Source organism: Streptomyces aureocirculatus, assembly GCF_000720475.1.
In the GTDB taxonomy this organism is placed as follows: domain Bacteria; phylum Actinomycetota; class Actinomycetes; order Streptomycetales; family Streptomycetaceae; genus Streptomyces; species Streptomyces aureocirculatus.
Genome location: NZ_JOAP01000027.1, coordinates 66,224 through 83,825 on the forward strand (window position 1 = coordinate 66,224; position 17,602 = coordinate 83,825).

At 69.3% G+C, this 17,602-nt stretch carries 12 protein-coding genes and 1 pseudogene; 5 read left to right on the top strand and 8 right to left on the bottom strand.

The annotated features are described in order from the left end of the window. The first annotated feature begins 1,172 nt into the window (after positions 1 to 1,172). Positions 1,173 to 1,649: a hypothetical protein gene (locus IG78_RS0124495; RefSeq protein ID WP_225882187.1), complete on the top strand. Its 477-nt coding sequence runs from the start codon at positions 1,173 to 1,175 to the stop codon at positions 1,647 to 1,649. Positions 1,650 to 1,777: 128 nt separating this feature from the next. Here IG78_RS0124495 and IG78_RS46235 read toward each other — a convergent pair whose 3' ends face one another. The 7 genes and pseudogenes from IG78_RS46235 to IG78_RS0124520 form a co-directional block, all read right to left on the bottom strand. Further along, positions 1,778 to 2,281 carry an MBL fold metallo-hydrolase gene (locus tag IG78_RS46235; RefSeq protein ID WP_225882188.1) on the bottom strand — a complete coding sequence of 168 codons (504 nt, stop codon included), beginning with the start codon at positions 2,279 to 2,281 and terminating at the stop codon, positions 1,778 to 1,780. 143 nt (positions 2,282 to 2,424) lie between these two features. Continuing rightward, a pseudogene (locus IG78_RS48325) lies at positions 2,425 to 2,547 on the bottom strand (CGNR zinc finger domain-containing protein); the annotation flags it as partial. A gap of 446 nt (positions 2,548 to 2,993) precedes the next feature. Beyond that, a complete protein-coding gene (locus IG78_RS0124505) occupies positions 2,994 to 5,762 on the bottom strand; it encodes a pPIWI_RE module domain-containing protein (RefSeq protein ID WP_157855871.1) in 2,769 nt (922 codons plus the stop codon). 31 nt (positions 5,763 to 5,793) lie between these two features. Then, a complete protein-coding gene (locus tag IG78_RS50630) occupies positions 5,794 to 8,025 on the bottom strand; it encodes a hypothetical protein (protein ID WP_051852938.1) in 2,232 nt (743 codons plus the stop codon). A gap of 112 nt (positions 8,026 to 8,137) precedes the next feature. Continuing rightward, complete coding sequence (locus IG78_RS50635) at positions 8,138 to 9,304, bottom strand: pPIWI_RE_Z domain-containing protein (RefSeq protein ID WP_051852939.1); 1,167 nt, start codon at positions 9,302 to 9,304, stop codon at positions 8,138 to 8,140. Then, positions 9,297 to 10,442: a pPIWI_RE_Y domain-containing protein gene (locus IG78_RS0124515; protein ID WP_030566782.1), complete on the bottom strand. Its 1,146-nt coding sequence runs from the start codon at positions 10,440 to 10,442 to the stop codon at positions 9,297 to 9,299. Before IG78_RS0124515 ends, IG78_RS50635 begins: the two co-directional genes overlap by 8 nt. Further along, positions 10,439 to 11,710: a PD-(D/E)XK nuclease family protein gene (locus IG78_RS0124520; protein WP_225882189.1), complete on the bottom strand. Its 1,272-nt coding sequence runs from the start codon at positions 11,708 to 11,710 to the stop codon at positions 10,439 to 10,441. Before IG78_RS0124520 ends, IG78_RS0124515 begins: the two co-directional genes overlap by 4 nt. A 330-nt stretch (positions 11,711 to 12,040) precedes the next feature. On the opposite strand from IG78_RS0124520, the gene IG78_RS0124525 reads away from it, so the two are divergent. Next, a complete protein-coding gene (locus IG78_RS0124525) occupies positions 12,041 to 12,943 on the top strand; it encodes a serine/threonine protein kinase (protein WP_157855872.1) in 903 nt (300 codons plus the stop codon). Between the two features lie 30 nt (positions 12,944 to 12,973). Here the strand turns inward: IG78_RS0124525 and IG78_RS0124530 are convergent, their stop codons facing one another. Further along, positions 12,974 to 15,733, bottom strand: a complete 2,760-nt coding sequence (locus IG78_RS0124530; protein ID WP_030566788.1) for an AfsR/SARP family transcriptional regulator — start codon at positions 15,731 to 15,733, stop codon at positions 12,974 to 12,976. A gap of 245 nt (positions 15,734 to 15,978) precedes the next feature. Between IG78_RS0124530 and IG78_RS49405 the strand changes: the two genes are divergently transcribed. The 3 genes from IG78_RS49405 to IG78_RS0124545 all read left to right on the top strand — a co-directional run bounded on the left by IG78_RS49405 (position 15,979) and on the right by IG78_RS0124545 (position 17,481). Then, positions 15,979 to 16,137: a hypothetical protein gene (locus IG78_RS49405; RefSeq protein ID WP_157854403.1), complete on the top strand. Its 159-nt coding sequence runs from the start codon at positions 15,979 to 15,981 to the stop codon at positions 16,135 to 16,137. Positions 16,138 to 16,441: 304 nt separating this feature from the next. Beyond that, the gene (locus IG78_RS0124540) at positions 16,442 to 17,209 is read left to right on the top strand and encodes a hypothetical protein (protein WP_030566790.1); all 768 of its coding nucleotides are present in this window, start codon (positions 16,442 to 16,444) and stop codon (positions 17,207 to 17,209) included. Beyond that, entirely contained in the window at positions 17,206 to 17,481 is a 276-nt protein-coding gene (locus IG78_RS0124545) for a helix-turn-helix domain-containing protein (protein ID WP_030566792.1), read from the top strand. Before IG78_RS0124540 ends, IG78_RS0124545 begins: the two co-directional genes overlap by 4 nt. Positions 17,482 to 17,602: the final 121 nt, after the last annotated feature.

The following is a 17,602-nucleotide window of genomic DNA, read 5'->3' on the forward strand; positions in this document are numbered from 1 at the left end:
TCATGCCCGCACACGTGCGCGGGCATGGCGGCGCACCGGCCTGCCCCCTGTGCGGGAATCCACCGGGGAAGAGGAGGAAGTGAGACAGCCGGGGCGCCGCTGGTCTGCGGTACGAAGGTCGGGTACGGGTGTTCTGCGCGCTCCGGACGACTGGTTCGTCCTGATCGCCGCTGGTGACGAAGAACTGGATACCGCTCGAACCAGTGCGGTGGCCCGGGCTCGGGGGTCGAGCGCGCGGCGGCGGCGCTGTGCGCGGTGACACGGACGAGCGACGAGTCCGCTATGAACTCAGCACGGCTTCCTCGATGAACTCAGCACGGCTTCCTCGGGCGATGACCCCGTTTGTGTTCGCTAACAGCGTGCGTACGTCTCTCACTTCCGGAGTCGGTGGATGCGGAGATCAAAATGCCCGCCACCAGTCCGCGACGCAAGGAACGAAAGGACGGCGCCATCGTGTGCTGGCGCGAAAAGGCTAGGTGGACATGACACATCCGGAGGACTGATCCGGGCCAGATGGAGCTGACGCTGCCTGTGAAGGTCCCGTGAACCGGAAGCCAGGAACTACACATTCCGCATACGGCCGGAGTGGCTGAAACTTGCCTACAGGAGGGGTGTCCGCACCCTGGCCGACACGGCGAGATCGGGACGATGGCGGGGGTTCGCCGGGAGGCGCGGCCGAGACTGCCCTGGCAGAGCAAACAAGGCACAGCCTCTAGTACGTAATCAAGTCACGTCCAGAGAAGCGGAAGCAGGCATTCACCATTCCGCTTCGCGACGCACACACGACTTTCACGCAGACACAGGACCGCCAACCCTCACGTCACAGCCATTCCGATGCAGGGCACCTTCAAGCCAACCTCCGACCACGTTCCGAATTAGCAGCGGCGAAAGATCCAGACGTTGCCTATAGTCATCGAGCGCTGGCACCGGCGGGAGACGCAGGAGCCCGCAGCCCGTCGCAGCGACTCGGCACGCACCGGGCCGTCGCCGGCGCGGGACAAGGCGTGGCGGCCAAATAGAGCTGTCGCACTGTCGCTATCTGGCGGCAAGCACCGTCCTTTGCCAACTATTGGGAACTTTCTAGCAGAAAGTGATGGTTCAGCATGTCTAGGTCGTTCCGTTTCAGAAGTGTGATAGTCGTCGCCGCGAGCTTGGTCTCGGCCGTAGCCGCAGTGCCCCAAGCTGTCGCCACGGACTCTCCCGCAGCGCACGTACAGAAGGACGCTCCTGCGGCGTACGTGGCAAAGAGCGCCGACCGGACGACGCTGGCCACCGCGCAGGCCGACCCCAAGGCTGTCGCCGCCGCCGCAAACGTCTGCGGGTCGGGTTACTCGTTGCTCAAGGCGATCCCTCTCCCTGTCGGAACCGAGCCCAACGAGCGCCTGGGCACGCTGTTCGCCTACGGGAACGGCGGCAAGGGCTGCGCGATCCTCGACAACAACGCGGGCGGCAAGCAGTACATGTACCTGAAGGTGTGCAAGACCGGGGGCGGAAGCTGCGACACCGACTCCGGCAACTTCACCGAGTACGCGGGCCCGGTCCGCGTCTCGAGCTTCGCCTGCGCCCCGGTGACGGCCAAGATGGCCAAGACCTCCAGCAGCACGCCGTACATCAACTACAAGTCGGACTACGTCTTCCCCTGCGGATAGGCCTACCGACGGCTCTGTGCGCCTCCCGGCGCACAGGGCCGCACCCGTCGCACACCACCGCAGCCCAGGAGCCCGTTAGCCACCGGCTCAGGGAGCGTCGCTCCACGTGATGAGACATCGGAAACATGTCACATTGCGTCGACATGAGAGAACGTGCAGTTCAAGCCGGGTTTGACGATCCCGGGACTGACCCGGCCGCCAGGAGCGCGACGGCAGCGGCATCGTATGGATCGGCGAACAGCTAGACCCGGCAGCCCACATCGGGACCGCCGGGCCTTGGGTGGTCGTCCGGTGCAGGGTCCGGTTCCAGCAGGCAGTTGTGGTGAGCGGTCCAGACGTCGTGGGCGCGCGCGTTGGGAGAAGAGGGCGGCGTTGAGGGCGTCGTCGGGGTGGTGGTGGCCGAAGACCACGTCGGTCACCTGCCCGGGGCTGATTCCGGCGGCGGCGAGCGGGTCGAGGATGAGTGTGCGGTCCTCGACCATGCCGGGGTCGACGACGACGATCGTATCGCCGTCGCGGAGGAGGCAGACGGTCGAGGCGACGTGCCACGGCTTCTCGCGGCTGTCGCGGTCCGTATTGCGTGCGTCGAGGCTGTCGTGGCCGGTGGTCAGAAGTGTGAATGTGGCCGTCATGAGAGGTGCTGATCCTTCGTCAGTCGTGAGGAATGACCGGATGGCGAGCGAGATGTGCCGTCCACGCCGGGGCCTTGAGGGCGGACGAAACCGCGCCCCGGCGCGGGTCCGGTGAACCGGCGACGGGGCGAGGTGAGTCGAACTCAGTTGGCGGGGGTCAGGGTGCGACGGGCGTAGGCGCGGACGGCGCGGGCTCGGTCGCCACAGCGGACCGAGCACCAGTGACGGCGCCCTGTGCGGAGCAGGTAGCGGTTGCAGGGGGTGGAGGGGGCGGAGGGCAGGCCGTCAGCCGCTCCGGTGCGCGTACTACACCGTGCGGACTTGATCCGGCTCACGGTGGCAACTCAGCGTCAAGATATCGCCCGTAACGCTCACACCGCACATCATGCGCACTCACGGGACCGTAGGTCAGGCGCCCTTTGCGACCGGTTCAAGAATGGCGACGCACTCCACATGGTGAGTCATCGGAAGCATGTCACCCGGGTGAACTCAGAGAAAGCCGCAGGTCAGGTCCGTCCCTCGTCTCCGTCTTGGGGCCACCAGGTGCGAAGAGCGTCAAACGAGCGTCACGGCGGACGCCCAGTGATCCCAGCAAGGAGTGCACCAGACGCCGTCCCCGTGGTCAGGTTCAGGCTTCGGCGCTCACACGAGGGAAGCATTGATCCTTATCAGCGTTGATCGTTTGGGACGCCCGATTCAGGCGACACCTCGCTCAGGAAGCGGATGACGTACTCCCCTCTGATTTCGTTCCGGCCACCGGAAGCACGTACTCACCGGCGAGACGCGCCCAGTGCAGCGGGAGAGGCCGGGCGAGCGGTGGGTAGTCGTCGTGGTAACGCAGCTGGTGCGTGAGCGTCGCCCACTCCGCCGGCCGGTCGGGCGGGTCACCCGCACGCCCCGAGTCCGTCAGCGCCTTCTCCGACAGACAGCCGAGCACGGTGATCTCCAGTTGCCCGGGGTTCCACGCGGTCTTCCCGGGCGCTGTCCGGCCCTGTGCCGTGGGCACCAGCTTCATGAGCCCCTTCGGCAGTTTCGCCACCGTGTGCGGCTTCGAGGCCGTACTCGCGAAGACACGGCCCTCCGTATCCGCCGTCCCCCACACACCCTCGGCGAAGCCGACCCCGTCCTCGGTGTCGTGGGCGTACCACTCCGCCACTTCACCCCGGGCGTTGGCGTCCCGTACGAGCAGCACCCGCAGGTCGCGGCCGTAGAGCGTGTGCCGCTGAGCGGGTTCGGCCCCGAAGCCGAGCGTGTCGCGGTCCAGTGCACCGTTGCGCAGGCCAGGCCAGCACTGGCGCAGATTGCCGGCGTCCGCCAGCAGCAGCGTCGGGCGGTCGCGGAGCTGGAAGAGCAGTGCCCGGATCTGCCGCTCGGTCTCCCGCTGCCTGTCCTGCTCCACGCCCGGGCGGGCAGCGGGCCGGGATCCTCCCGGGGCTGCCGAGTCATCGACGAGCTTCCCCGTGCCGGTCTCCTTCCCGCCGCTCGCCGCCGGTTCCCGTGCCTGGGAGAGCAGCAGCAACAGCTTCGGATACGGCACCCATTCGGCTCGTTCTGCGTCCCACCCCTCGATGACGCCCGGTCCGTCCCCGGGGCGCACCCGCACCGCCACCAGCCGGTGGACGGGGCATCGCGTGGGCCCCTTCCTGGTGTGGCGTACGAGCCAGAGCGCCGCGTACTGAAGGTCGCCCGGAATCCCGGCTCCCACCCGATGGGCGGGCGGGCTGATCGCGCCCAGATGCCGGAAGGCGTCCAGCCAGGTCCACCTGGCCCGGTGTTCCAGAGCGCTGTCGGTGTCGTCGGGCGAGTTCACGAACTGGGTCAGCCGTCCCTGCCGTGCCCAGGCGATGCGCAGCGCGTGCTTGGGGTCGGAGTCCGGGACGGCGGCGAAGCGCTCCTTGCCGGCGATCTCCGTGATCACGACTCCGGCCCCGCCGAGGAGCGGGTCCGCCCGGTCCGCCACGAGCCCGCAGCGCCCTTCGATGGCCTCGGCCAGCCGGACGGCCCTGAGGCGCCCGCGGGCTCGGGTGGTCGGCAGGGCGTCGGCCAAGGGTCCCGCGGGCCGGGCCCGGACGCGGATGTCGACCCCCTCGCACTGCCACTGCCAGGTCTCCCCGTCGGCCGACGGCATTTGCTGCCCGGCAGGAAGACCAATGAGTTTGGGCAGCTCGGCGAGCAGCGCCGCACGGGTTTCCGGGGACTGCCAGAAGACGTCGATCTCCAGAGGGCGGCCGTTCAGTGCGCGTGTCAGCGCCGCCCGCCGTTGCAGAGCCAGCTGGGCGTCGCGGACGCCCGGGACACGTCCGGCGCCGGAACGGGGCAGCAGGGAGGGAGTGTTGCTCCGGGAGACGCGCGTGAGGTCGGGGACCCGGGTCAGCAGGGGGCGCAGCCCTTCCTCGACCCAGGCGTCCAGATCCGCCCGCTCCCGTGGCATCAGCCCGGGTCCAACCTCGTGCGGGCCGATCGACGGGTGGTAGACGATGCCGGCGGCCACGTCCCCGGAACCGTTGATCCAGCGTTCGGGGTCGGAGAAGAGCGCTTCGGGCCGGGGATAGTTGCGCACGATGTCCAGCTCGGGCACGAGCGGTGCGGGGCTGTGCCGACGCCAGGCCAGTTCCTTCGACCGCCGGTCGTAGCCCAGCGTGTTCACCATCAGCCGGTGGGCCCGGTCCGGCCCTTCCGGCCACGGCAGTGGAGCGTCGAGCAGGACGGTCGTACCGCCGAGCTGGTGGGGGCGTACGTCCAGTCGGGTGGCCCACCGGCGTACCTGGGTGGACACATGGACGCGGAACCGCGGGGCGAACGGCACGGTGTGGACGGTGATGGTGAGGCAGGCCGAGTAGTACCAGGTCTGCCGTCGGCGCTCGTATCGCTGAGGCGGCCAGGAGACAAGTCGCGCGCCGTCACCCGAGCTCTCGACGCGGAAGTGGAGTGTGGTGCCGCCCGTGCGGAACGTCCGGGCGACCAGCCGGAAGGCGATCCACTCGGGCAGCAGGCTGTAGAGCCGCGCGGCGGGTTCGGCGGTTCCGCCCGCCGAGAGCACGCTCTCGGCGAGGTCGACCGGTTCTGTCTCCCAGTGGGGCAGACGTACCGTCTCGGCCGGGTCACCGGAGCGGAGCCTCTCCTCGAGATCGGCGGCCTCCGAGTCGTCGTCCTCCCGGTGCATGCCCGCCGCCCACGCTCCTACCACCGGGGCCAGCACGTCCGGCGGGACGGCTTCCCGCGCGTAGAGCCACGGCAGACGGCCATCCGCCCCGGCGTTGCGGCCGGTCGCGATGACGCCTGGCGCCATCGCCTGGAGCAGGGAGTTGAGCCTGCGCACGGGGAGCCGGTGGGGGTGGACGGAGTTCTTGTCCGCCTCGGCATGCATCCCGGTGAGCTCGGCGTGCAGGTCCTCGCCGAGCCGCAGCACTTTCATCTCCTCCCGCCAGGGTCCGTGGAGCGGGTCGGGTTCGTAGGCCGCGACGCGAATGTGGTGGTACACGGAATTACCTCCTGGGACAGGGGTTCGGCACTTACGGGTGGGCGGGTACGGCGGCGAGCAGGCGGGTGAGCATGCTGCGCAGTGGCGCGTACAGGGCGCGGACGATGAACTGCTCCTCCGCGGTCGTCGTGCCGCCCTCGAAATACGGGTCCAGGACGGCGAGGACGCTGTGCAGCAGACTGGATTCGGGGGTGTCGGGCCGCGCCGGTACGGCGCCGCGGTTGGGGGCGAAGGCGGCGTCGACGAAGACCACCCGGGCCGGTACGCCACCGCGTACCAGTCGCCCGATCACCTGCCACAACAGGACCAGCATGTCCCAGGTGACCTGTTCCCGTACATCGTCGTCGAGACGGCTCCACGCCATCGAACGGGCGAGTACCTGGTACCAGTACGAACGGGCGAGGCGGCGGAACTCCTCCGCTCCTTCCTCGACGGTGGGTTTTCCCTGTACCAGGGTGGCGAAGTCACCGCCGGTGACGGCGCGGACGACCCAGTCGTTGACGGCATTGACGGCCAGGTGGAGGTCCTCTGGGTGCGGATGGGGCCGTGCCAGGAAGTAGACCGTGCCGATGGCCGCCTCGTCGTCCTCGTTGAGGATGTTGTGGCCGCGTTCCAGCGCGAGCAGGGGCGCCACCAGGATGTCCGCCTCGAGGTCCTTCAGGTGCTCGACGTCGCCCCGACGCAGTGATCGGGCGTGGTAGGCGGACGACGCCTCGTCCTCCGCGGTGATCTCCTCGTCGTCCGACACCAGGCACAGCACCTTGTTGCGCCAGCGGACGTTGAGGTTGTGCAGTGTGTCGGCCACCACACGTGCCTCGGCATAGCTGCCGACCAGCAGAAGGATCTGGTCGCGCCCTGGAGGAAGAGAGAGCAACTCCTGCTGGAGCGGACCACCTTCAGTGACCTCGTACTCGTCTCCGCCCTCACCTAGATGGCGCGCGATGCGGCGCAACTTCTCCGGGCGGTCGTCCGGATGGGTTCCCGACATGCGCAGTTTCTCGTCGCCGTCGTCGATGAACTCGAAGCGCATGGAGCTCTCGCTGGCGATGCGTTCGGTCACCTCGGCCGGCGGTTCGATGACCACACCGACCGGGACGCAGACGTGGTAGCGGCTGGACGCGCCCGCCCAGCTACTGCCCGACATGAGCAGCAAGTGGGCACCGGGCCTGCCGTCGACGGAGGTGAGATCGGGGATGGCGCGCAGCAGCTCACGTCCGACGCCGCTGCACCGGAAGAAGGTCAGTTCGCCACTGCGGACTCCGCCCTTGTCCTCACCAGGGACCCGGAACTGGAAGCCGAGCACATTGCCCATCGGGGCCTCGGGCACCATCGGGCCGTAGTCGAGCGGTCGGCGGTACATCGTGTTGAAGCCCAGGCTGAGGGCGGCCGCGACGCGGGGCCACATGGCATTGATCATGGCGAGCCGTGGTTCCAGGGCGCTGAGCAACAGTGTGAACTCGAAGCGCTCCGCGAGTTGCTTCCGCCATTCCTCGGGAGTCTGGGGCGGAGGCTTGGGCTTCCTGCGTCGTCCGCGCTTCTTCTCCTGTTCCTCCTCCTCGCGCCGCCACTCGTCGTATGCCTCTTGGTACTTCCGCTGCCGGGCAGCCATGTACTTCGGGTCGATGGCGAAGACCTCGTCCATGACCTCGGTGAGGCGGCGCCGGGTGTTCTCCGGGTTGCCGGTGTGGAGCAGCTCGTTGAGGAGGGCGGTCAGCCGGCTGAAGTCCTCCTCCGTCCTACGGTGACGGTCACCGAAGGGGTTGTCCCGGAACGCGTCGAGCAGTTTCCCGAGAGCCTCGCGGGGGGCGTGATGAGGGTGGTCCCGGCCGCTGTCGTCGGGGAGTTCGTAGCGTTCGTCGAGGAGCCCAAGCTGGAGCGTCCAGGCGCTGAAGTAGCCCGTCCGCACCCACTTGCGCAGCTCGTACCCGGCGACGAGCATCGCGTACAGCCGGTCGGTGGCCGCGCCTGCGGTGTTGAGGGCGGCGGCGAAGGTCTCGACGTCCCGTTCGGAGAGCTGGGTGCGTCCGCCTGCCGCGAGTTCCCGGATCTTGTGCCGGCTCAGCTGGTCGATGAGGCCCTTGTCCTCGTCGCTGGCTAGGACCACGGCGGGTGCGAAGGTCTGGTCGAGATGCATCTGGACACGGTCGGCCTCGTCGATGATCACGAGGTCACTGCGGCGGCAGGCGAGTTCGAGGAAGCGGATGCGCTCGCCGTTCTGAGGGCGGGGCGGCGAGGCGTCGATCAGCCCGGCCGGCGTGGCCACCCAGATCGAGGCGTCAACCAGCGTGCGGGCTCCGTGGTGACGGGGGCAGACGGACCAGTACGGGCAGCTCGTCGCCCTCTTCTGCCACTCGGAGTACCGTCTGTCGCTCGGGTCACGGCGCAGGGCCGACGGGGGCCGGAGCCGGGAGCAGGGTGCCTCGCCGTAGGCGAGTGGCTCGGTCGTCGATGTGGCGCCCCTGCCGTCTGACGTTGAGCAGGCAGGACGTGCCGAGGTAGGCGAAGGCGGGGTCGTCGTGGGCGAGCAGTCGGTGCTCGCCCCGGCCCGCCAGCCGGCGGTGCAGCCGCTGGGCGTGCCGCTCACGGCCGGAGGAGCCGAGCACGGGTGCGGCCGCGCCGTTGGTGTAGAGGTCGTAGAGCCGGACGAGCTTCAGCACCTCCGCGACATCGGTGACGATGATGGTGGTGCGCTTGCCCAGCTTGGCGAGATGGACGGCGATGATGTCGCGCAGTGTGCTCTTGCCGGCGCCGACGATGCCCAGCAGGTGCTGGATGCCGTCGACCGTGAAGGTGAAGTCCTCGTCCTTCCTCGTCTTGTGGAAGGTTCCGTTCTCCTTGGTGGACAGGTCGAACGACCGTAACCGCTCCAGCCACCGTGGCGCCCGTCCCTCGCCGAAGCGGGTGTGCTGTGCGTCCATTTCCGCCGCCGTGCGCTCCAGCCCCTCCCTGGTGAAGACGAGGGGCTCGCCGCCGCCGGCCGGTTCCAGGTCCATGTCGTGGGTGACAAGGGGGATGCGGGGGACGGGCGGCAGGTCGACGACGGCCATGGTGCGACTGACGGGGAAGGCGTGTGGGCCCTGACCCGCGACCGGCAGCCGCTTGCCCGCCAGCGGCGGTGCGGCACGCAGCAGTTGTTCGTAGACGGAGAAGCGGTCGCCGGCGACGGAGAGGTCGCGGCGGGCAGCGGGTGCATCGGCGTCCGGTACGTCGTAGGCGCGCACCCTGGGGTCGAACCTCTGGTAGGTGTCCAGCGCATCGAGCCAGGTACGGCTCCGGCGCAGCGTCCACAGTGAGTACCTGGCGATACGCAGGGTCTTCGCCGCGTCGGATGGCAGCGGTGCCCGGTGCGCCTCGGCGAACCCGTACCCGCTGAACAGTACCCAGGCGCTGCCCGCGGGGCTGCCCGGCATCATCTTCTGCTGGAGGTACAGGCCGAGTTCGACCTGGCAGAGGGCTTCCAGCGCTGGCTGGGGCACGGAGGACCCCAGAAATGCTTTGAGCGCGTTGAACACGTCGGTCAAGGGCGGGGTGATGCTACGCATCGTCCTTCTCCTCTCGCCGGGCCTGTCCCAGGTCGGGCACGAGGTCCATGGGGGTGGTGAGCACCAGCCGGTCCCGCAGGAGCGCGGGAAGGGCGTCGGTGAAGGCCTGCCGGTAGCCGTCCCGTCCGGCGAGCGCGTCGGGGACCACGACGAGGGTGCGGTCCGCGAGGGGTGTGTTGTCGGTGAGATGGGCTGCGAGGAGCGCCGGCTGCAGGCGGTCGTACACCTGAATGTCCACGATGCGGGGGCCGGCGTCCCTGAGCCGGTAGGCGGGCAGAAGACTGGGCAGGGTCTCGTACGCGACTCCGGCGCGCTCCAGTGCCTCCCGCGCGGCTTCGTCGGTGCGGTGCGGCAATACGAGGTACCACCGCAGCGAGCGCCGCAGGATCCAAGCCTGGTCCGGCTCACGGATGAGCCGCGGAGGGGCGTCGCGCGGGCAGTCCTCCCCCTCGCACCAGACTTCCGCGCCGGTGCCGGACGGTCCGGGTACGGGCACGGCACTGTCCTGGGGCAGCGCGGGGAGCCTGCACGAGGGGCAGTACAGGAAGTCTCCGTCGACGAGCAGGAACTCGGGCAACGGACCGTAGAGGTTCTTGACCCGGCTCCAGACCGCCCTGTTCCAACCCGGTGCGAAGCGGTCCTGCTGGTGGACGACCGGGTGGCGCGCCAGGAACGCCCTGCACTGCCGGTAGCGCTCTTCCGTTCCACTCCGCGCGTGCAGGTCCCCGAGGAGCGCGCGGGCGTGTCCCGCCACGCCTCCGTCCGGTCCGTGCGAGGCCACCTCGAGACACGACCGGGTCGGCATCCGGCCGACCCGGTGCACCAGCGTGGTGCCCGGCGAGACCAGGGAGGAGGGGACCGCGAAGAGTGGGTCGTCGGACGGCCTGGTCCGGCACCACTCCCACAGTTCCGGAAGACTCCTCGGCGGCACCTCCCCCGCATCGAGGCAGCGCATCACCGTGTGATCCAGCGCCCGCTGGGCTAGGCCGGGATAGGGCAGGGTGAAGGAGCGGAGCCCTTGGACCTCGGAGAGAGCCGCCACCATGCGGGCGAGTTCGCCGAAGAGGTCGCTGCCCACGCCCTCGGGCGCCTCGCCGGCGTCCGGCCGATCGGCCCGGCCGACCGACCCCGCCCTCATGCCGCGACCTCGCTGACGGACGACGCCGTGCACCAGCGGGCCACTTCGCACCGCTCGCAGGAGCGTCCGGGCCGGGCCGCGTACTGGTCGTCACCGTGCCAGTCGGCCACCATCGCCCGCAGTACCTTCTCGGCGGTGACCCGATTGGCCGGGGCGAAGGGATCGATGATCTCCAGGTCGGCGCCGCCGGGGCGCAGCACCTCCAGCTCGACCCGGGCGCGGAACGGTTCACCGCCCAGGTCACCGCGGGCGATCAGCACGACGGCCAGGGCCAACTGCGGATAACGCTCGAGCAGGGGGCGGTCGGACCGCCGATCGGTGACGGAGGTCTTGGTCTCGCGCCACACCCACGACCCGGCATCCCGGTAGAGCAGGTCGGGCGCGGCCAGGACCACCACGTCGGCGGCTGTGTCGTGCCGCACCACCCGGGGCTCGGTCCGCACATCCGTACCGTCCCCGACGTACCGCAGCGGACAGACCGCGGCGTGCCGCCGCAACAGCAGGGCGCCGAGTGCGCGTTCGTGTGCGGACAGGTCGAATCCCTCCGGTACCCACTCCTCGGGGACCTCGACCGTGCAGGGCCGAGGCGATCCGTGGGCGTGCCGTTCGGCGAGGTAGGCGTGCAGCGCCCGGCCGCGCTCGGCCGTCACCTCGCGTTCGACGGAATCCGCCGTGGGCAGGTGCAGCCGGCGCATGTGGTCACGCGCCGGGCAGGCTCGGTAGGCCCGCCCGTTGGTGACCGACCAGGTGCGGCGGGGCCGGTCGTGCGCCTCGATGCCCAGCAGTCCGGGCGCTGTGCGCATGGCCGGGCACACCGACAGGTAGGGGCATCCGCCACAGGCGGACCCCGGGCGGTATTCCCGTCCGTCCAGTACGCCGGCCAGGGCAGCGGGGCCGTGTTCGCGGTACCGGGCGCGCGCCTCTTCCCGGCTTCCAGCGAAGAGTTCCCGCGTACGGCCGTCGAAGAGCGCGAACTCCACGATCCGTACGTGCTCCGGCGGTGGTCCGGGGGCGCCCTCGGCCAGCACCAAGGCGACGGCCGCGGTGAACCCGTCGGGCGGCAGGTCCCGCAGGCGGTGCACGGGCAGACGAATCTCGCGGTAGGCAGCGTCGGGGGAGGCCAGGCAGCGGCCCCACACGGTGAGGCGGTACTCCTGGGCGTCGCGCGGGTCGGGACCGGACGGCCGGTAGCGGTACGTCCACGGCTCGGGCACCTCGTGCAGGGGGCGTTCCGGGTCGAGGGGGAAGGCCGCCTCGTACAACTTCACGCCGTGCTCCGACCAGGTCCGCAGACCGTCGTGCAAGGGCCCGGTACGTGTCCGGGGCGGGTGGCCGGCAGGCCCCGAACGGATGTCGCAGGCAGCCATGAAGGGGCCCAGAGCGAAGTGCTCCAACCGCTCACGGCGCCGCGGTACAGGGTCGGTGGTGTGGTAACCGCGGGTCTTGAGAGCGTCAGCGGCGGGGCATCGGAACTCTCCCCCCTTGAACATTCCGGCGGATACCGTGATGACGTCGGACGTGCGGGTCACCCCGTCGGGGGGCAGCCATGGCTGTGACATTTCATGCTCCATTTCCGTACGGAGGAAAGGTGGATGGCCGTGAGGGAGATCGAGGAGGTCGGCGATGTGGAGAGGCGCTACGAAGTGCTGGACATGGTCGGCGACGGCGGCCAAGGCGACCTTTTCCTCGGGCGTGACCGCAACAGCGGGCAGAAGGTGGCGTTGAAGCTTCAGAAGGCCCGGGACCTCGGTCCCGAGAGCGATTTCCACTGGGCCGGCGATGAACTCCTCAAAGAGGGATCACGCATGATGATGCTGACGGGAATCCAGGCGATTCCCGAAGTCATCGCCACGGGGACATACCGGCGACGCCGGTGCCTGGTCATGGAATTTGTCGAAGGGCACCAACTGCAGAAGGTCCTGTCGGCGGCCCTGCCCGTTAAGGATCCTGGGACCGTGGCGGCCGCCATCGGCCAACTGTGCGAAATCCTGGCAGAAGTCCACGACCGGAATCTGGTGCACTGCGATCTCAAGCCCGAGAACGTCATCGTGCAGCCGGACGGCCGTCTCCGGCTCATTGACATGGGCCACGCGGTCGTGGCGGATCAGGAGACGGAATACGCACGCGGCACGCGCGGCTGGGCCTCCCCCGAGCAGTCCGACGCGTGCCCGTCAGGTCTGACGCGGCAAGCCGACATCTTCGCACTCGGCTGCATCCTGCTGGAGATGACCGTGATGCGCCTGCCCTACGGCGGACAGGACGAGCGGGCGGAAGAGGGCGCCCCGGTGCTGCCGGCCGACCGGCTCGCCAAACTACCCCCGGAGTTCGCCTCCATGGCGCTGTGGATGGTCCGGTGGAAGGCGGCGGAGCGCCCCGCGGATGTCCGTGAAGTGTTCGACCGGCTCCGCTGCTACCTACCCCAGCTCGGCTCGCAACGGCCATCGAAGCCCCTGCGCCCGGACCCGACCGAGTACTACCGGACGCATCCGCCCCGGCTATGACGGTGAGCCGACGGCCACCGATCGGGCGGGTCACCTCAGCCCTTCCAGCCGCGCCCGGACCTCCCGCACCCCCTCACCGTCCATCAGTTCACGCAGCACGATGACTCTCTCCAGTTCCCGCACCGCCGCGTCGGTGTCGCCGGCGGACACCAGGACATCAGCGAAGAGCATCCGTACCTTGCCCTCGTTGGGCCAGTTCTCCTGTTCGCGGTAGATGTCGGAGGCCTGCCGGTACAGGGTGATGGCCTCGTCCCGCTCGGAACGGGCCAGGTGCACCTTGGCCAGGGTGAACAGCACATCGGCCAGGCCGCTGCGCTCCGTCGTGCGCTCGACCACGCCCAGGGCGTCGGCGCACCGACGGAGCGCCTGCTCGTGCTCGCCCCGGTCGAGGTCGATCGCGCCGAGGACGTTCAGAACAGCCGCCTCCCCGACCCGGTCGGACATCTCCTCGCACAACTCCAGTGCGCGGCGAAGCATTTCCTCCGCGCCCGTCAGGTCGTCCTGCTTGCGCAGGGTGAGTCCGAGCCGGTGCAGCGTACGGGCCAGACTCAGCCGGCCTTCTGTGCTGCGGTCCTCCTCGCTGAGCCGGACGGCCCTGCGCAGGTTGCCCACAGCCAAGTCGTACTCACCGAGCCGCCAGTGGGTCCCTGCCAGCGACCGGTAGACCATGGCGCAATCGACCGGGTCGGCGACGGTTTCCGCCGCCTCGGCGGCGTACCGGAGGTTCTGCCGCGCATCATCGAGCAGGCGACGGCGCCACTGGTAGACGACCAGGGCCATCGGAAGCAGCCACACGTACCGGTCGATACGCCGATTGATCGCCAAGTGAATGCCTCGCTGGACGGTGGCGTACTCCTCGTCCAGGAACGCCATCGCCTCCGCGAGGTCCGCGGGGTCGGTGACCCTGACCGCTCCGGGCTCGCCGGTGGGCAGGGTGCGTTCGCGGTCGAGCACCCGGTCGCAGGCTCGGACGTTGTGCATCTGGTGTTCCAGCACCTGCCGTACGGTCGCCCGCTCGATCTCCGCGTTCTCTCCGTCCGACACCGGCCGCACGTGCCGAAGGGCGAAGGCCCGCACAAGGTCGTGCAGCCCGTAGCGGTCGCCGTGATGTTCCACCAGATTCGCCGCCACGAGGTTCACCAGGGCCCGGTCGGTGCGCGTCCCTTCGTCCACTGCCCGTCCCAGATCCATCACCGCCTCCCAGGAAGCGCTGGGCCCGGGGTGGACAGCGAGCTGCCACAGCAGCAGCCGGGCTTCCTCATTCAGCACGCGCACGGAGCAGTTGAGCGCGGCGCGGACCGACAGTTCGTGCTCGGGCAGGTCCAGGGTGTCCAGCTTCGCCCGCTCCAGCTCCTTCTCCATCTCCCGCACCAGGGCAGGGAGGGTGTGCAGCGGACGCGCACCGACCTCCAAGAGCCGGGCCACCACCACAAGGGCCAACGGCAACCGACCGCAGAGGTGGACCAGCTTGCTGAAGGGCACGGCGTGCTTGGCCCGGTCCTCGGCCGACACTTTCTCCTGGAGCACCTCCAGCGCGTCCGCCTCGTGCAGCGGCTCCATCTTGCGGAACAGCACCCTTCTCTCGGACTGCAGCCGCAAAAGGTCGTTACGACTGGTGACGATCACGGCGCAGGTACCGTCTCCGGGAAGCAGCGGCAGCACCTGCTGGGCGCTGAGCGCGTCGTCGAGGACGATGAGCACCGACCGGTGGGCCAGCGCCGACCGCAGCGCGTTGCTCTTGCTCTCCGTTCCGGTCACCGTGGTGTAGGGCGGCAGCGCGGCCAGAAAGCCGTCCAGGACCTCGTCCGGTTCGGCGGGCCGCACGTCTCCGTCGGCGAATCCGTTCAGTTCGCCGCACAGCACCCCGTCGGGAAACCGCTCCCGCAACCGACCGGCGAGGTTCTCGGCCACCGTGGTCTTCCCGACACCCGCCATGCCGCTGATCAGGACCAGCGCAAGATTGCCGGCATCCTGTTCCTCGCACACGGCCTCGAAGAGGTCACCGATCAGCTCGTCCTGCCCGATCGGCTTGCGCCTGCCGCCGGGCAACTGGTCGGGAACGGGGGGCAGGAGCACCCCGCCCGGCCGGCCGCTCTCTCCCCGGACCTGGTCAATGGCGCTCTGTACAGCGTCATCCGCTTTTCCGTTGCGCTTCTCCCACTTCTTGATGAGCGGCTCAAGTTGGGACTCCGGCAGGTCTGCGTGGGCGAGCAGATAGAACCGGAAGATCTGGGGCAATTCCGGCGCACGCTCGAACCATTTCTCCGTCTCCTCGCGCAGCCATTTGACCTCCCAGGACTTGTAGGCTGCGTCCAGCCGCGCGTACACGGCGGCCATCAACTCGGCTCGTAGCTCCTCCCGACGCAAGTGGAAGCCGGTCTCGGACAGTCCGTGCAGCGGTTCGTCCTCGCCGTCCCACTCCTCCAAGGCCGCGCCGAGCAGCTCGAACTGCGCTTTGCAGGTCAGTCCCTCAGCCTGCTTCACCTTTTCGCGAAAACGGAGCAGGTCGACGTCTCCCACCGGCACGCGGAGCGTGCAGTAACCCGACTTGCCGCTATGGGGCACGGACTCCTGGCCCAGCCGCTTCCGCAGGTCGGCGACGACGCGGTTAACCAGATCGCCGACGTCCTCGACGCCGTCCCAGAGGACTTCGGCTATGTCCTTCCTCTTACATCGGCAGTCTGGCGAAGTCACCAGGAGCGCGAACAGGGCCGCCACCTTCGACCCTTCGACCACCCTCCTGCCGCCGTCCCCTTCGGCTCGCACCGGGCCCAGCACGTACCCCTCCATCGCCCTCCCCCTCACCGCGCCGCAGTCAGTGATTCGGCCCCTCGCCGGCGCTCCTTCATCTGTGCGCCGCGCTGTGCCGCTTCACACGCACTTGCTTCTTCACGCCCCCCGGGGACTCAGTTATCCCTCAGTTTTCGCTCTGCGGCCCCGCTTCACCCCCGGGCACGATGGCACCAGCCGCTCGCAGAAGCACGAAACGGCGGCTTAGTCATCCATCGACTCATCAGAGAGGAACCGCGAACCCGATGAACAGCCGTCAGCGCAACCGCCGGGCAGCCCGTCTGCGCCAGTCCCCCGACTGGCCGCCGAGCCGCCGCCGGCGGGCGGCCGTCCGGACCGAGGACACCACCCCGGCGACCCCGCCCACCGAGGCGCCGGACACCTCGTCCTCCGAGACCGCCTGAGCGCAACAGTTCGTGGGTGCCCGTTCTGTACGGGCACCCACCAGCCTCGCGAACTTCGTCACCGGCGAGCTCGCGGCCTGGCTGCCGCGCTTGTTACACGCTCGTGGTCAAAGGCGGCGATACCTGGTCGAGGAGACCACTACCGCATGCTCACGCATCAAAGTGAGGCTGGTGGGACTCGTCTCCGCTTGACGCGGATATGAGGCCGTACGTCCCCACCACAGGACCCACCTCGTCCAGCATCCCGGTATCTCCAGCACCTCCGGACTCAGGTTTCCACAGTCCGAAGAGAGGACATTTCCTGATGTATCCACCGCACAGCAGTGCGTTCGCCTCGGTGAGGCGGCACTTCGACGATCCCCGGACCAGTGACGCGGTCTTCGTGCTCGTCCCCACGGACGCCGACGAGGCTGATCCGGTCCGGCTGACCGCCGCCGAGACGCACGAGGCCTTGTACGGCCCCGGCTCCGACCCGCAGTTCGCCACCGCGGTCTGGAAGGAGGTCATCCGCACGGCGCAGAGCGACCTGACTCCAGACAGCACGGGGAAACTCCTGGCGATCTGGCTGGCCCTGCCCCGGTTGACCGGGACGGTCCACCGGGTCTGCACGCGCCTGCGGGCCGACCGGTCGGACGTGGAGGCCGAGACGGTCCTGGCTCTCCTGGAGAAGCTGGCGGATCGGAACGGCGCGAGCTGTCTCACCGACTCCTCCCTGCTGCACGCGGCGCGCGCCAGGGCGTGGCATCTCGCTCGGGAAGGGCTGCGGGAGCTTCCCTCCACCCAGATCGAACGCATCACCGAGGAGCACGCTCTCACTGCGTCCGGCGAGGAGGCGGACGCTCCGGCGGCGGAGAGCCTGGACGTACGGGTCGACCGTCCGGACGGCCCGGACGGGCTGTGCGCACCGCTGCGTTTTCGGGTGCGCCCGGAGCATCTGCGCCGACAGGGAATCTTCATCGACACCGACGACGGGTCGCATGACCGTTCGGCGGGTCACAGCCCCGAGAAGAGGCGACGGCCCGGGCGCCGCACGGACACCCGGCCGGTCCGCCCTGCGGGGAGGCGAGGGTGAAGGACCCGGCAGAGGGCCGCCTCAGTTTCACGGAGTTGTTCGACCTGCCCGTCGCAGTGGACCTGCGCACGGCGGCCCGAGCACTCGGAATCGGCTCGACGACCGCGTACCGGCTGATCCGCGAGCACGAGTTCCCCTGCCCCGTCCTCCGCATCGGACGTAGGTACAGGATTCCGACCAACGAGCTGATGCGCGCCCTGGGGATCGAGGACCGCCCGCTGTACAGCGTGGACCCGGATGAGAACACGGACGATCCGAGCGTCGGCCTCTGACGGTAACCACCGTGCGGCTCCGTGGCATCGGCCACGGAGCCGCACGGCCCTGCCTCCTACGACGGGCCGTTCGCCGCCGACGTGCGCCGCACGGTTCTCCACGGCTGCTCGGCAATCGGAG